Origin of the sequence: Burkholderia sp. Nafp2/4-1b (assembly GCF_003635165.1) — a bacterium.
Lineage (GTDB): Bacteria > Pseudomonadota > Gammaproteobacteria > Burkholderiales > Burkholderiaceae > Burkholderia.
Map to the genome: position 1 here is coordinate 156,529 of NZ_ML058597.1, position 15,379 is coordinate 171,907.

Consider the following 15,379-nt stretch of genomic DNA (forward strand, 5'->3'; position numbering starts at 1 on the left):
CGAGCCTTTATTTTTCTGCGTCCGTGAAGAGTTCGTCCCAGTGGATGCCGAACTTTACGTTCTCTTCCTGTTTGGTATTCAGGGTCGCCGAACGGCCCAGATGATTGGTTTGGAACACATGTTCCCCGGAGTCGCTCGTCATTCGGTAGGCGACGCCTGGCAACGATCGCCCTGACGGCGTCAGCATCCTGAACGTCTGGTCGTTTGCCTCGACGGCAGGTGTACCGTTCGGCGCTACTCCCATCGGCTTGGGTGGCATGTTGCTTACCTGCGCGTTGACCTCGTACATTCCGCCGCCCACCGTAATCTTGCCGGTCTTGAGGCTGATATAGCTGTCGCCGCCATGCAGCATCACTTCCTCAGTTGCCTTGATCGTAATTCGGTTTGCCGTCTGGGTGATCTCAAGTTTTGCTAGCAGATTGAGGTTTTTCTGCAGAGCCTTGATGTCAATGTCTCCGGCATAGGACACCATCCGGATGCCGAGCTTGTATGCAAACAGGCGGATTGCATTTCGCGCAGTAGCCAACAGGCTGCTGCCGCTACTCATGCTGAGATGTGCGCCACTCGTGAGCGCCGTATGTTCTCCGCTCGCGAGATGGGTAGTGCCTGCCGTTGTCGCTTCAATCCCGACGGGAGAGGCGAAAACCAGATGGGGCTTCGATAGTTCGGGAAACGCCTCTGCTCCTTGCGTCCCGCCTGAGCCCCTGATTTCGTCACTCTGCTTCTGAAGCGCCTTGGCGACCTCGGGCTGGTCCTGTCCGTCTTGCGCCTGTGCCTGAATCGCGGCGTTGGCAAGCGTGTCATGTAGATCCCGTGCCTGTACCAGACGCTGCACGGTCTCGCCCATATCTTTGACGGCGGCTGTCGCGCCCGAGCGTGTCTCGGTCGTGACTAACATTCCCTGGTTCGCCCGCAGCACGCCCCACGAATCGGTTGCGAGCTCCCAGCCGATGCCGCGCGCTTCCGCACGTCCGGCATGGCCATCAATTCGGGTGTTGTAGCCGACGACCAGCCGGGATTGTTGATGGTCGCTCGCGACCTGTACCTGAAGCTTGCCCGGCGTGTCGTCGGCTACGATCTGGTTCGCCATCGTGCTGGCCAGATCGCGTGAGCGCAGCCCCGAAAGAGCATGGTTATCCGGTAGCTTCCATTGCACAACGTTGATGCCGTTCGGCACCCGGCCAGTGACGAGAGGGCGATCCGGACATCCGTCCAGGAACGACACAACGACCTCGTCGCCGATGCGCGGGAGGTGAATCATGCCGAACCCATGACTCGCCCACGGCTGACTCACGCGTACCCAGCACGAGCTGCGCGTGTCGCGTTGGCCGATACGATCCCAGTGGAATTGAACCTTGATCCGACCCAACTCGTCCGTATAAACGCTTTGCTCTTTCGGGCCGACCACCGTGGCCGTTTGCATTTGCATGACTGGCTTGTGGTGCTCGAACGGACTGCGGTAGGGCACGGATTTGCGTTGCGCCTCTAGCTCAATCAGAAAGAAGCCTTCTGAGCCATCGTGATGCAATATCCGCGATGGGCGTCCTCCGTCCCGAGTCGCCGACGCTTGAGCCAACTGGTCTTGCAAACTTCCCGGAAGGTTTGCGTGATGGTCTGATGCCGGGAGATTGTTCTCGATCAGCCAAACCACTTCGACAATGGCGAACACGTTGCGGTCGGTGGCGTCGCGATCGTGCTCCGGATGTCCGACGAGCGAAAACGATCGTCCTGCATCGGCTTCGCGGAGGCCTCCTTTGCCATGGAATCGCTTCGCGCGGGACTCCCACTCTTCCATATGCACTTTGGACAAGTGATCGCCGCGCTCCTGCTCCAGATACGTGTACGAGCCGGTGTACTCATACATCTCCAACTGCGCCGGCAACTCGTGCGATACCGTCGGGATGTGAGTGCCTTTTGGATTGGCAAGCGGCGATGGATTCTTGTAGTCGTACGTGCGCGTGGCCAGCGCTGCACTATGGAGGGTTCGCTCGCTGGACCAGTGAACCAGCGCGTCGACCTCACTGTTCGTTCCGTCGCGGGAGAAATGCACCGATTGTGCCGCGAGCGGCTCGCACGTATCGAGCCGGTCAGTGATAGTCAGCGTATGGGATTTCCCGTCCTCGGCCTGCTTCCAGATCGTGAACAGGCCTTCCTCCTCCATCAAGCGATGGGCGAAGTTCCAGTCGTTCTCGTACTGAGTGCAATACGACCTGGGCGGCAGCTGTTTCGACAGCGCAAAGTCGAACCGGCCTTTGGCTTGCGCATGGGCGTTGAATACATCCCTGAGAATTTCATCGACAGGCTTGTCCTGCCAGATACGCTGATCGCGACGAAATTTCAGGAAATGCATCCATGAGGCGAAGCTGATCTGGTAGCTGGTCAGGCCGCCTTCCGATCCCAGCCGTCGCACCGCGTAGGCGTAGCCGTGCCGGGGAAGGTAGGAGCGGTTGGTTTGCTGGATCCAGAGGGTAACGGGTTTGCCGATCAGCTCTTTCAGCTTGAGGTCGCTGCGCGTTGATACGACATCAACCGTGAAATCGAAATGCCGACCAAGCCGTGAACGGCCCACAGCGCGCTGCGGCAGCAATTCGTTGTCCCCCAGCGGGGTGTCGAGTTTCAGTAGGCGGTCCTGCTGGATCAGCCCGCCTTGAATCGCCCTCACGATATCTTGCACACTCATCCCAATCCCTCTTTATTGCTTTTGTGTGCCTGTTGCCGAGACGGCGCAGGCTCTCTCAGCTGCGATTCTACAGGGGAATGAGTAGGGATTAGCTCGGGGAGGAGACTCTCCAGCCCATGGCGCTGAACGGATACCGAACTTTGAGAACTGGCCGGAACTGATCCCAGGGAAGGTAGCGGCGCGGGTTTGTCGGCATCTATCACGAGGATACGTCGGCAATCGGTTGCGAGTTTAACCGGACGATGCAACTGAGCTCAGCATCCCTCCTGGTTCACAGAATTTTGCTTCGCTGTTCCCGCGGCGATAGTCGAAAACCGGGTACATGACATAGTTATTGGCGTCTTGGCTAGACGATGCGCCGACAGTACTTCGGTCCTTCGATGTGGCCCGACAGGGGCTCGCTGGTCGCTGTGGAGCGATCGACCGCGACTTCATATGAACTTCCCCGTGAACCTTCCCTAAATGTCCTATCCTTCTATCGGCAATTACGCCATGCTGGCGGAGATGGAGGTAAAAAATGCCTGTTTATCTGAATCTAAACGGCGGCTCGGGGATTTCGTCGTATGAAACGGGGCCCGACTTTATCAATGTGACATTTGCGGAGGGAATATTCCGAACCTACTCGTACACCCATGCTAGGCCTGGTGCCACACACGTCGAGGCAATGAAGAGACTAGCAATTCAAGGCTATGGGCTTAACGCATACATCAACAGCAATCCTGCGGTGAAACACGGTTACGCGTCCAGGGCCTAGGGGAAAACGCGCCGGGAACGACCGGCGCGCAGTTCGTTGCGTTTGCTGAACACGGCCGCAGCCTTGATAAGGCGGAGAGGCGCCAACACCCGAGCCTAATCGGAAGTTGACCGCGGCACTGCGCAGCTTCCAAACGTGCGGATCGTCGAAGGGAAGGCCCCGCAGAAACTCGCACCCGGTCGGTTTTTTGCCACGATGGTAAAGCATGTCCTTCGCCGCGCCGGTCAACATGCACGAGGAAGTGCGACGGCGTCGTCATTCGCCTGAGTTCCAATAACGACTGTCTCTGTAGTCTTCGGAAAAGATACAAGGAGCCGGAATCAGCAATGAAGATCCAATCCGTTCGCATAAGAAACTTCCGCACCTTGAAGGACGTGACGATCCCCTTCGATTCCGTCACGACATTCATCGGACCGAACGGTACCGGGAAGTCAACTGTGCTTCGCGCGCTCGACTGGTACTTTAACGGTAAGCCTGTCTCACTGACGGACAAGGACTGTTCCTTCGGGGTCACTACTGAGAACATCGAGGTTCAAGTCACGTTCACCGATCTAACCGCGAAGGACCACGAAGCACTTGGCAAGTACGCGCCGGAGGGTGTTGCCACATTCACGGCATGGAAGCGCCGATCACCTGACGGCTCAGAGGTGCTTTCGGCGAATGCGAAGGGCTTTCCAGAATTCAACGCAATCAAAGCAGCAGGTGGTGCGGCAGCAAAAAAGGAACTGTATGCAGATCTCCGCAGTAGCCGTTCGGATCTGAACCTCCCCCCAGCCAATACAGGTACAGCCGTCGATCAGGCGATGACGGCCTGGGAGTCCTCCCATACGGGTCAGCTTGTCGACGCCCCCGAGGCGCTGCAAACCAATTTCTTCGGCTTCAACAGCGGGGGCAAGATGAGCGGCCTCTTTGACTTCGTCCTAGTCACTGCCGATCTTCGCGCAAGTGAGGAATCTACCGACGGCAAAGCAAGCATCATTGGTCGAATCCTTGAGCGTTCAGTTGATCGTGCTGCTGCTGACGATGAGATCGCAACGATCGTCGAAGAGTCGCGCGCGAAGCAGCAGAAAGTCTACGAGGAAAAGTTTAAGGCACAGCTGGAAGTCATGACGACGCAGCTCAACGGGGTACTCACTTCTTACACGCCAGGTCGGGCTGTCACGGTTTCTCCTGCCGAAGTCGAACTCAAGGCCCCACGGACCACGTTCGAAGTGGCCGTGCTCGATGGTGAAACCGAGACAGCTGTGGAGCGACAGGGGCATGGCTTTCAGCGCACGCTTTTGATCTCCGCGCTCCAACTCTTGGCGCAGTCAGGTGCAGCGTCGGCAGAGGGTGTGATCTGCCTAGCGATCGAGGAGCCGGAACTTTATCAGCACCCGATACAAGCCCAAACCTTTGCGAAGGTACTGAGGTCGCTCGCCGAGAATGCCAGCAAGCGTATCCAAGTAACCTATGCAACTCATAGCCCGTACTTCCTCGAGGCTCGATATTTCAACCAGATCAGGCGATTGACGAGGTCGTCCGAGGCGACGCCGGTGGTCACTGTCCATTTCGCCACGATCGACGAGGTGAAGACGAAACTCGATGGAACGGTAGATGCCGATCAGGTTGGTCGTCAACTCGATGGCATCGTCACGAATCGCCTCTCTGTCGCGTTGTTCGCAGCACGAGTTCTGCTAGTCGAGGGGGATACAGAGGGGGCCGTGTTCTACGGAATCGGCGATCGGGACGCCGTGGGGCGCCTCGAATCCCAGGGACTGTCGATTATCTCGGCCGGAGGCAAAGGTGGAATCCCGCTTGCTCATGCCATTCTTACCTGTCTTGGGATTCCGACCTACGTACTCTTCGACGGAGACAGCGGCTTCGAAGCGCGGGCGAAAGCTGCGGGCAAAAATCAGACCGCTATAGATGGTGATCGCAAGAAGTTTTCGACGGAGAACCGTCGACTACTGAAATACCTCGGTGAAACAGAGGTTGATTTCCCATCGGAACAGGTCGGGGATCGCGTGGCGACGCTAAGCGACCACCTTGAGACCTATCTGGAGTCCAACTGGGCCGAGTGGGTCACGTCGTGTGCGGCGATTGAGGCCGCTGCCGGAATCCAACTCGCAAAAAGTCAATATGCTTACCGGACTGCGACGCTTGAGGCGAGCGGAGCTGTTCCGGAGATGCTCAAACAAATTCTCACAAAGGCGAGAGGCGCGTAGGCATGAATGAAATCATCTGCCGCACACTGCGGGAAAGCATTCAAGCTTGATGAAGCTCGTTAGCGGTCGAGCCGGGGAGGCTGGTCATTACGACGATGTGAGATGCGGCCGCCGCGCTGCATATCGGTGCGATTCGTCTGGAGGCGAATCGGCCGATCGGCTAGTGTGGCGGAACAACTACATCCCGGCCATGATCGTCGTTGAGCCGGCGATAGAAAAGGCCGCGCAGAAAGCACCGCTCGGCCTAGTCGAATTTCGACACGCTCAAATACGAGTCCCAAATCTGCGTGCGTCCGTGCCGCGCAAAGCCGCACATCAAGCCGGGTAGGGCAGCCGCCACCGGCCACCACTAAACATCACCAAGCGATATTGCAAGACGACCGCGCCGTCCCCGCACCGCCAGTAGCCGTGCAATGCGACCCCGCGCCGTCGTCATAGAACGTTCGCGCTTCGGGCTGCGGCACTGACGGATCGTACGGATTCGGCGCACCGTGTGGCCCACGCGCGGCATCGAAAGGCCGCGTCGGCGCATACGAATTCCACCCGCCAGGCGCATGCGACCCATTGGCCCGCAGATATTCATTCCAGTTCAACTCACGCTGTTCGTGCCTCGGCAACATGCGACCGAAGCCATCGCTCCCGCCCGCGCCGAGTTCGACACGATTCGAAGGCCATACAGAATCTCGAGATTGATGTTCCGCCGACGGTAGCGGCTCGAGCGTGTCGCCCGAAACCCGCAACGGCCGCGTGTCCGGCGTATCGAACGGACTACGTTCGACCGGCGCCGCGTACTTCACACGCCGCGTCGTTCTAGGAACCGCTCGCCCATCATCCCGAGCCACAGCTCGGCGTTCCGAACGAAACACGTTGGCGCCGCCCGCACGATCGACCAGCGAATCGTGGCTCGAAGCGTTGGCAGTGGAAACAGCAAGCGCACAAGCAAGCGCGGCGGCAGAAGAAATGCGAAAAGGATGATTCATCGGCGATCCGAACCAGGTGATAAGCGATGGGAAAAAACGGCAGATCACTGGCTGGCGGCTGGGCGACGGATGGGCGTCGAAGCGGCCCTGAAGCGACTACGAAGTGCGGTGGACGCGACTCGCAGGGAGGCTGGCTGGATTGCAGAGGCGAGTTCGCATTATTTCACAAACATAACAATGAGCTTTCGTCATCTCCGTAAACGTTGGCATACAGAAGGATTCCCGGCTCCACCCCGGTGCCCCGCATCGGTGCACGCCCACACAACCCTCAGCCAACTGATTTAAATAGATCCGGCCCTTTAAAACAAAAACCCGTACACCACATGACCACAAATCTCCAAAAGCCATACGCAGAAAGGAGTCAATCCACAACCGCGGCAAAAATCGCAACCCAATTGCACCCGCCGCAAACGTTCCCGCCCGGATAGGTTGCTCCCCAATCGCCACCCACTCCACCACCCAGTTTCTCCGTGTTTTCCCTCATAGAAGCGGCATTTTTGACAGACGATTTAAAAACCCCCATATAATTTCGGCTGCCTTGCCAACAGCTGTCGGACCATCCCTCCGAACGAGCGATTTGGCAAGCGGGGCAGGCGAAACGCTTGCGCAATGCAAGACGCATCACGATGTCTTTCCGAACCAGACGTCCCCTTTGGGGGACTGCAAGAGCCGGGCCCCGCTACGCATCATCCATCCGCAGGTCCGTCTTCATGTGTCTCGGGCGTGTCCCATGTCCTCGCCCCGGGTGCTGTTCGATTGCGCAAGTCATGCCGCCTTTGCCCGTATGACTAACAACATCGAGGAGCTCCTGATGACGCTGTCCCGTCTTACGTCCATTTCCGTCGCCGCCGTGCTGTTCGCCGCCGGCGCCGCCGCCGCGCAAGCGGACACCGTGAAGATCGCCATCGCTGGTCCGATGAGCGGCTCGGTCGCCCAATACGGCGACATGGTGAAGGCCGGCGCACTGACCGCGATCGAACAGATCAACGCAGCCGGCGGTGCGGGCGGCAACAAGTTTGAAGTCGTGATGATGGACGACGCATGCGAACCGAAGCAGGCCGTTGCCGTCGCCAACAAGATCGTCAGCCAGAAGATCAAGTACGTGATCGGCCATGTGTGCTCGGGTTCGACGATCCCCGCATCCGACATCTACGAAAACGAAGGCATCGTGATGGTCACGCCGTCGGCCACCGCGCCGCAGCTGACGGAAGGCAAGAAGCGCCACTTCGTGTTCCGCACGATCGGCCGTGACGACCAGCAAGGCCCGGCCGCCGCGCACTACATCATCAACAGCGTGAAGCCGAAGAAGGTCGCGGTCCTGCACGACAAGCAGTCGTACGGCCAGGGCATCGCATCGTCGGTGAAGAAGGACCTCGAAGCCGCGAAGATCCCGGTCGTGCTGTTCGAAGGCGTCAACGCCGGCGATTCGGACTACTCGGCGATCATCACGAAGCTGAAGTCGCAAGGCGTCGACTTCGTCTACTTCGGCGGCTACCACCCGGAAATGGGCCTGCTGATGCGCCAGGCGCGCGAGCAGGGCGTGAAGGCGACGTTCATGGGCCCTGAAGGCGTGGGCAACAAGGACGTGACGGCGATCGCCGGCCCGGCTTCGGAAGGCATGCTGGTCACGCTGCCGGCCGACTTCTCGGCCGACCCGGCCAACGCAGCGCTCGTGAAGGCGTTCGCGGACAAGAAGCGCGACGCGAACGGCCCGTTCCAGATGCCGTCGTACGCAGCGGTGAAGATCATCGCCGACGCGATCGCCGGCGCGAAGACGACGGACCCGACGAAGGTCGCCGCGTACATGCACAAGACGACGTTCGACACGCCGATCGGCAAGGTCGCGTATGACGCCCAGGGCGACCTGAAGGCGTTCAAGTTCGTCGTCTACACGTGGCACAAGGACGCGACGAAGACCGCCGCCCGGTAATAACGAAGTACCCGCCCGCGCACCCGCCCTGTCCGCGACCCGGACGGGGCGCGTGCGCATTTGACCGCGCATTCCCCGTGTGCGGCCAAAGCAGGCGGCCCGAGACGACACCGTGCGTTGCGCGCGGGCGAACGCCGTGATCCGGCGACGGCCTGCGACACAGCGCCAACGGGAGCTTCCCGCACATGACTGACTTCTTTCCTCAATTCGCCCAGCAGCTGGTCAACGGCCTGACGCTGGGTGCGATCTATGCGTTGATCGCCATCGGCTATTCGATGGTCTACGGCATCATCGGCATGATCAACTTCGCCCACGGCGAGATCTACATGATCGGCGCGTACGTGGGTCTCGTTACCCTCACGGCCATCGGCATCTCCGCCGGCTATCCGCTGCCGCTCGTGCTCGGCGCCGCACTGATCGTGTCGGTGATCGTCACGGGCCTGTACGGCTTCGCGGTCGAGCGCGTCGCGTATCGGCCGCTGCGCGGCGGCCCGCGCCTCGTGCCGCTGATATCCGCGATCGGCATGTCGATCTTCCTGCAGAACTACGTGCAGATCGGCCAGGGCGCGCGCGACGTATCGGTGCCGGTGCTGATCTCCGGCGCATTCGAGATCCATCTCGGCGGCGACTTCGACGTGACGATTCCGTATGCGCGTCTGCTGATCGTATGCGTGACGCTCGTGCTGATGATCGCGCTCACGCTGTTCATCTCGCATTCGCGGATGGGCCGCGCGTGCCGCGCGTGCGCCGAAGACATGAAGATGGCGAACCTGCTCGGCATCGACACGAACCGCGTGATCTCGTTCACGTTCGTGCTCGGCGCGATGCTGGCGGCCGTCGGCGGCGTGCTGATCGGGCTGACGATCGGCAAGCTGAATCCGTATATCGGCTTCGTCGCGGGCATCAAGGCGTTCACCGCCGCGGTGCTCGGCGGGATCGGCAGCATCCCGGGCGCGATGCTCGGCGGCGTGCTGCTGGGCCTCGCTGAAACCTTCGCCGCAGGTTACATGCCGGCCGAGTACAAGGACGTGGTCGCGTTCGGCCTGCTCGTGCTGATCCTGCTCTTCCGCCCGACCGGCCTGCTCGGCAAGTCGGACATCGAAAAGGTCTGAGGGAGACGCAGATGAGTCAAGTCATTTCCATTCGCCGCCCGGCCGCCGACGCTTCGGTCGGTCAGGCGCTGAAGAATGCCGTGGCCGCCGCGTTGCTGACGGCGATCCTCACGATTCCGGTGCTCGGCCTGCAGCTGAAGCTCGACGGGTATCAGGTGGTGCTGACGCCGCACTGGCGTCCGGTGTGGATCGCGGTCGCGGCGGTGTTCCTGTTCCAGCTGTTCAAGCCGTGGCTCGTGCGTGCGAAAACGGCGGTGAAGTTGCCGGCGATGCCCGCGATGGGCGCGCAGCAGCAGCGCGTGATCATCTGGGTGATGCTCGCGGTCGGGTTCGTGTGGCCGTTCTTCGGTTCGCGCGGCGCCGTGGACGTCGCGACGCTCGCGCTGATCTACGTGATCCTCGGCCTCGGGCTGAACATCGTGGTGGGTTTCGCGGGGCTGCTGGATCTCGGCTATGTCGGGTTCTACGCGGTCGGCGGCTATACGTACGCGATGCTGAACCAGTATTTCGGGCTGTCGTTCTGGGAGTGTCTGCCGATCGCCGCGATCGCCGCGGCGACCTTCGGCTTCCTGCTCGGTTTCCCGGTGCTGCGCCTGCGCGGCGACTATCTGGCGATCGTCACGCTCGGCTTCGGCGAAATCATCCGCCTGCTCGCGAACAACCTGACGAGCTTCACCGGCGGCCCGGACGGCATCTCGAGCATTCCGAAGCCGACGGTGTTCGGCTTCGAGATGGCGCGCTCGGCGAGCGTCGAAGGCGCGAAGACCTTCCATGAGCTGATCGGGCTGGAATACAGCGGCGAGCACATGGTGATCTTCCTGTACCTGATCGCGCTGGTGCTGGTCGGCTTCACGCTGTTCGTGACGAGCCGCCTGATCCGCATGCCGATGGGCCGCGCATGGGAAGCGCTGCGCGACGACGAGATCGCGTGCCGTTCGCTCGGCCTGAACCCGACGCGGATCAAGCTGTCGGCGTTCACGCTCGGCGCGGCGTTCGCGGGCATCGGTGGCGCGTTCTTCGCGGCGCGTCAGGGCCTCGTGAATCCTGAATCGTTCACCTTCATCGAATCGGCGCTGATCCTCGCGATCGTCGTGCTCGGCGGGATGGGTTCGCAGCTCGGCGTGATTCTCGCGGCGATCCTGCTGACCGTGCTGCCGGAAGTCGCACGCGGCTTTGCCGAGTACCGGATGCTGATCTTCGGTCTGGTGATGGTGTTGATGATGATGTGGCGTCCGCAGGGCCTGCTGCCCGCGAGCCGTCCCCACGTGGAGCTGCCGCAATGAGCGCGAATGCAGAATTGTTGAAGGTCGCCGGGCTGCAGATGCGCTTCGGCGGGTTGCTCGCGGTGGACGGCATCGATTTCGACGTGCGTCGCAACGAGGTGTTCGCGATCATCGGGCCGAACGGCGCGGGCAAGACCACGGTGTTCAACTGCGTCGGCGGCTTCTACAAGCCGACCGGCGGCGACGTCGTGCTCGACGGCCACGCGATCGCCGGGCTGCCGAGCCACCAGATCGCGTTGAAGGGCCTGGTGCGCACGTTCCAGAACATCCGGCTGTTCAAGTCGCTGACGGTCGTTGAGAACCTGCTCGTCGCGCAGCATCGCAAGGTGAAGGCCGGGCTGCTGCCGGGCCTGTTCTCGACGCCCGCGTATCGTCGCGCCGAGAAGGAAGCGCTCGAACGCGCGGCCGTGTGGCTCGACCGGATGGGGCTGAGGTCGGTCGCCAACCGGCAGGCCGGCACGCTGTCGTACGGGCACCAGCGGCGTCTGGAGATCGCGCGCTGCATGATCACCGAGCCGCGGTTGTTGATGCTCGACGAGCCGGCGGCCGGCCTCAACCCGCAGGAAAAGATCGAGCTGCAGCACCTGATCGACAAGCTGCGCCACGAGTTCGGCGTGTCGGTACTGCTGATCGAACACGACATGAGCCTCGTGATGGGCGTGTCGGACCGCATCCTCGTGATGGAGCACGGCCGGCCGATCGTGATCGGCACGCCGGAAGCGGTCCGCAACGACCCGCGCGTGATCAAGGCGTATCTGGGGGAAGAGTGATGTTGAAGCTGGAACAGGTCCATACGCACTACGGCGCGGTCGAGGCGCTCGCGGGCGTGTCGATCGAGGTGAACAAGGGCGAGATCGTCACGCTGATCGGCAGCAACGGCGCCGGCAAGACGACGCTGATGATGACCGTATGCGGCACGCCGCGCGCATCGTCGGGCCGCGTGCTGTTCGAGGGCAACGACATCACCGCGATGTCGACGCACCAGATCATGCGGCAGGGGATGGCGATCTCGCCGGAAGGGCGGCGCGTGTTCCCGAGTTTGACCGTGCTCGAGAACCTGAAGATGGGCGGCTTCTTCGCGAGCCGTCACGAGATCGACGACGGCATCGAGCACGTGTTCAAGCTGTTTCCGCGTTTGAAGGAACGCGCGGCGCAGCGGGCCGGCACGATGTCGGGCGGCGAGCAGCAGATGCTGGCGATCGGCCGTGCGCTGATGAGCAAGCCGCGTTTGCTGCTGCTCGACGAGCCGACGCTCGGCCTCGCGCCGCTCGTGATCGCGCAGATCTTCGACATCATCCGCACGATCCGCGACGAAGGCGTCACGGTGTTCCTGGTCGAGCAGAACGCGAACAAGGCGCTCGGCGTGGCCGATCGCGGTTATGTGCTCGAAACGGGGCGCGTGGTGCTGGCCGACACGGGGGCGAACCTGCTCGCGAACGATCGGATCAAGCAGGCGTACCTCGGCGGTTGACGAAGGAAGCCGCCGGCCTGCAATAGGCCGGCGGCCGACTGTGGTCTTGTAGCCGATTTGGCTTCGATCGTAGCAAATTCGGCTACATTCGGCGGGGGATGTGGTTCATGCCTCTGCGGTGAACGAGTGCTTTGTCAGCGCAACCATCGCTGATGGTGGACCTTCAGCAGCGGCATTGCACGTCGCTGTTCACGCGTGCAGCGCCAACCCCTTCACGGCCTTGTCCACGGCCTTCTTCGGCCCGTGCAACGCAAGGCCGACCAAATCCAGATTCGCTGCATCCTCTGCGCGAAACACGTCGCGGTTGGCCGCGTCGTGCCCGGTCGAAAACATCGCGCGCACGTACGGCACGATCCTGACGTCGCGCGCCAACGCATGCCGATGCGCGGCCTGCAAACCGTTCAAATCGGCCGCGAACACCAGCATCGGCTGGCCGAACATGCGGCCGTAGCGATTCCCCGCGGCATCTTCGTAAGGCTCGCCGAGCGCTTCGGGCGCGCCGGCCGCGACGCCCGTCGCGAGAAACGCGACCACGTTGAGTTTCTGCCACGCCGCGAGATCGTCGCGCACGATCAATGCCACCTTCGTATCGAACATGAGTGCTCCTCGTTGAAGCACTCATGATCGGCTGGTGCGCGCGATCAGTCTGGAACGTTTGTGCACATCTGCCGATAGGCGGCGGGCGTCATCCGGTACGCGCGGCGGAACCAGCGGCCGAGATGGCTCTGGTCGGCGAAGCCGACATCGGCGGCGGCCTGTGCGGGCGTGCGGCCGGCTGCGAGCAGTCTGCGTGCCGCGCGTAACCGCAAGCGCACGAGGTACGCGTGTGGCGACGTACCGAACGCGCGCTGGAACATCCGTGTGAGCCGGAACCGGTCGATGCCGGCGACGCTCGCGAGTTCGTCGAGGCCGATGTTGCCTTCCATGTGTTCGTGCAGCAGGTCGCGCACGCGTGCGATCGCGGGCGGCACGACGCCGCTTTCCAGCGCGAGCGGGCCGCCCAGCTGGCTGCCGAGGCGCATCAGCAGGCGGTCGAGCGTCTGGTCGCGCGCGAGCCGGCCTTCGTTGTCGTGGATCGCGAAGAAAGCGTTCCGGATCGCATCGACGAGGCCGCGATCGTCGACGAGCGTGTGGCCGAACGTGGCTTCGACGCTACCGAGGCCCGGCAGGTCGAGCCGGCGCGCGGCGCGCTCGACCCACGTTTGCGGCAGGTACAGCATCCCGTACGTGAAGCCGCCGGCTTCGGGCGCATGGCCGTCGTGCATCGCGCCGGGTTCGATCAGGATCGCGCGCCCCGGCACGCTCGTGTGCAGCGACCGATGGCACTGGAAGCGCTGGACGCCTTGTTCCGTGAAGCCGATCAGCATGTCGTCGTGGTCGTGCGGATCGTACGCATGGCCGCTGAAATGCGCGCGCAGGCTTTCGATCCCCGTTTCCGCATCGCGGCGCGCGACGAGCCAGTGCTCGTTCGTGCCGGTGTCGTTCGCCGCGCTTGTCATCGTTCGCCTCGCTGCCCGTCGTTGCCTGCCGGACAGTGTACGCAGTTCGTGCGCGCACCGTGCGGCACCGACGGGGTAGACGCGGTTACAGCGCGCGCGTAATCGCCTGCTCAAGCAGCGACAGCCCGAGATCGATTTCCGCGTCACTGACGGTCAGCGGCGGCGCGATCCGGAACACGCCGCCCATCCCGGGCAGTTGCACGATGTTCATGCTGAGCCCGAGGTTCATGCACTCGCGCGTGATCTTCGCGCCGAGGCCGTCGGCCGGTTCCTTCGTGCGCCGATCCTTGACGATCTCGACGCCGAGCAGCAGCCCGCGTCCGCGCACGTCGCCGATGCAGTCGAAGCGCTCCATCAGGTCGAGCAGCCCGCGTCGCAGCCGGTCGCCCATCACGTTCGCGCGCTGCACGAGGCCGTCGCGCTGCACCACGTCGAGCACGCGCAGGCCAACCGCGGCCGGCAGCGGGTCCGACACGTGCGTCGTGTAGAACAGGTAGCCAAGTTCGTGCGCGCGTTCCTCGATGGCCGCGGACGTGACCATCGCCGCGAGCGGCAGCCCGGCGCCGAGCGTCTTCGACAGCGTGAGGATGTCGGGCGTCACGCCGTCGTGCTGGCACGCGAACATCGTGCCGGTGCGGCCGACGCCCGTCTGCGCTTCGTCGAGGATCAGCAGCATCCCGCGTTCTTCGCACTTGCGCTTGAGCGCCGCCATGTAGCCTTCCGGCAATTCGATGATGCCGCCCGAGCTGAGGATCGGCTCCGCGATGAACGCGGCGAGGTTGCCGCTCGACTGGCGATCGATCAGGTCGAATGCGTAGTCGAGCTCGGCGAGGTAGTCGTAGCTGCCGTTGCGCTCGAAGCGCGGCCGGTACGTGAACGGCGCCGGAATCGCGAACGAGCCGACGGCGGCCGGGCCGACGCCCTTGCGGCCCGCGCTGTACGTGGCGGACGCCGCCGCGCCCGTCATCCCGTGCCACGACTGCGCGAAGCCGACGATCTCGTACTTGCCGGTGACGAGCTTCGCCATCCGGATCGCCGCTTCGTTCGATTCCGCGCCGGTGCTCAGCAGCAATGCGCGATCGAGCCCGGGCGGCGTGATGTCGGCGAGGCGCGTCGCGAGATCGACGACCGGGCGCGACAGCATCCCGCTGAACAGGTGATCGAGCTTGGCCGCGTATTCGCCGATGACGGCAACGATCTCCGGATGGCTGTGCCCGAGCACCGCGCTCATCTGTCCCGACGTGAAATCGAGGATCGCGCGGCCGTCGGCATCGTAGACGAAGCTGCCTTGCGCGCGCTCGATGATCATCGGCTCGAACGTGCCGCCGTAGCGGACCAGATGCTGCCTGGCGTTGTGCCAGAAGGTTGCGTCGTCGTTCAGGGACATCGGGCTTCTCCGCACAAGGGCCAGGGATCGCTTGCAGTCTAGGCGCCGGTCTGGTTTTATGGAAACGAATAGTTCT

The 15,379-nt window shown here is 62.4% G+C and carries 11 protein-coding genes; 6 read left to right on the top strand and 5 right to left on the bottom strand.

Annotation, left to right across the window (positions count from 1 at the left end; translation table 11 throughout):
• Positions 1-7: 7 nt before the first annotated feature.
• On the bottom strand, positions 8-2,680 hold the full coding sequence (locus C7H84_RS00740; RefSeq protein WP_121856945.1) for a type VI secretion system Vgr family protein: 2,673 nt from the start codon (positions 2,678-2,680) through the stop codon (positions 8-10).
• Between the two features lie 1,080 nt (positions 2,681-3,760).
• On the opposite strand from C7H84_RS00740, the gene C7H84_RS00750 reads away from it, so the two are divergent.
• On the top strand, positions 3,761-5,641 hold the full coding sequence (locus C7H84_RS00750; protein WP_121856947.1) for an ATP-dependent endonuclease: 1,881 nt from the start codon (positions 3,761-3,763) through the stop codon (positions 5,639-5,641).
• 356 nt (positions 5,642-5,997) lie between these two features.
• Here the strand turns inward: C7H84_RS00750 and C7H84_RS37030 are convergent, their stop codons facing one another.
• Positions 5,998-6,621: a hypothetical protein gene (locus C7H84_RS37030; protein WP_121856948.1), complete on the bottom strand. Its 624-nt coding sequence runs from the start codon at positions 6,619-6,621 to the stop codon at positions 5,998-6,000.
• Positions 6,622-7,432: 811 nt separating this feature from the next.
• On the opposite strand from C7H84_RS37030, the gene C7H84_RS00760 reads away from it, so the two are divergent.
• From C7H84_RS00760 to C7H84_RS00780, 5 genes are all read left to right on the top strand, one after another.
• The gene (locus C7H84_RS00760; RefSeq protein WP_121856949.1) at positions 7,433-8,551 is read left to right on the top strand and encodes a branched-chain amino acid ABC transporter substrate-binding protein; all 1,119 of its coding nucleotides are present in this window, start codon (positions 7,433-7,435) and stop codon (positions 8,549-8,551) included.
• 185 nt (positions 8,552-8,736) lie between these two features.
• Positions 8,737-9,663: a high-affinity branched-chain amino acid ABC transporter permease LivH gene (gene livH / locus C7H84_RS00765; RefSeq protein WP_006749488.1), complete on the top strand. Its 927-nt coding sequence runs from the start codon at positions 8,737-8,739 to the stop codon at positions 9,661-9,663.
• 11 nt (positions 9,664-9,674) lie between these two features.
• Positions 9,675-10,946 carry a high-affinity branched-chain amino acid ABC transporter permease LivM gene (locus C7H84_RS00770; protein ID WP_121856950.1) on the top strand — a complete coding sequence of 424 codons (1,272 nt, stop codon included), beginning with the start codon at positions 9,675-9,677 and terminating at the stop codon, positions 10,944-10,946.
• Positions 10,943-11,716 carry a high-affinity branched-chain amino acid ABC transporter ATP-binding protein LivG gene (livG, locus tag C7H84_RS00775; protein ID WP_121856951.1) on the top strand — a complete coding sequence of 258 codons (774 nt, stop codon included), beginning with the start codon at positions 10,943-10,945 and terminating at the stop codon, positions 11,714-11,716. Before C7H84_RS00770 ends, livG begins: the two co-directional genes overlap by 4 nt.
• Positions 11,716-12,417, top strand: coding sequence for an ABC transporter ATP-binding protein (locus tag C7H84_RS00780; RefSeq protein ID WP_006484776.1), 702 nt, complete (start codon positions 11,716-11,718; stop codon positions 12,415-12,417). The genes livG and C7H84_RS00780 overlap by 1 nt, the downstream gene beginning before the upstream one ends.
• Positions 12,418-12,606: 189 nt before the next feature.
• Here C7H84_RS00780 and C7H84_RS00785 read toward each other — a convergent pair whose 3' ends face one another.
• The 3 genes from C7H84_RS00785 to C7H84_RS00795 all read right to left on the bottom strand — a co-directional run bounded on the left by C7H84_RS00785 (position 12,607) and on the right by C7H84_RS00795 (position 15,303).
• Positions 12,607-13,014, bottom strand: a complete 408-nt coding sequence (locus tag C7H84_RS00785) for a DUF2000 domain-containing protein (RefSeq protein WP_121856952.1) — start codon at positions 13,012-13,014, stop codon at positions 12,607-12,609.
• A gap of 44 nt (positions 13,015-13,058) precedes the next feature.
• Positions 13,059-13,916, bottom strand: coding sequence for an AraC family transcriptional regulator (locus C7H84_RS00790; protein WP_121856953.1), 858 nt, complete (start codon positions 13,914-13,916; stop codon positions 13,059-13,061).
• 85 nt (positions 13,917-14,001) lie between these two features.
• Entirely contained in the window at positions 14,002-15,303 is a 1,302-nt protein-coding gene (locus tag C7H84_RS00795; RefSeq protein ID WP_121856954.1) for an aspartate aminotransferase family protein, read from the bottom strand.
• Positions 15,304-15,379: the final 76 nt, after the last annotated feature.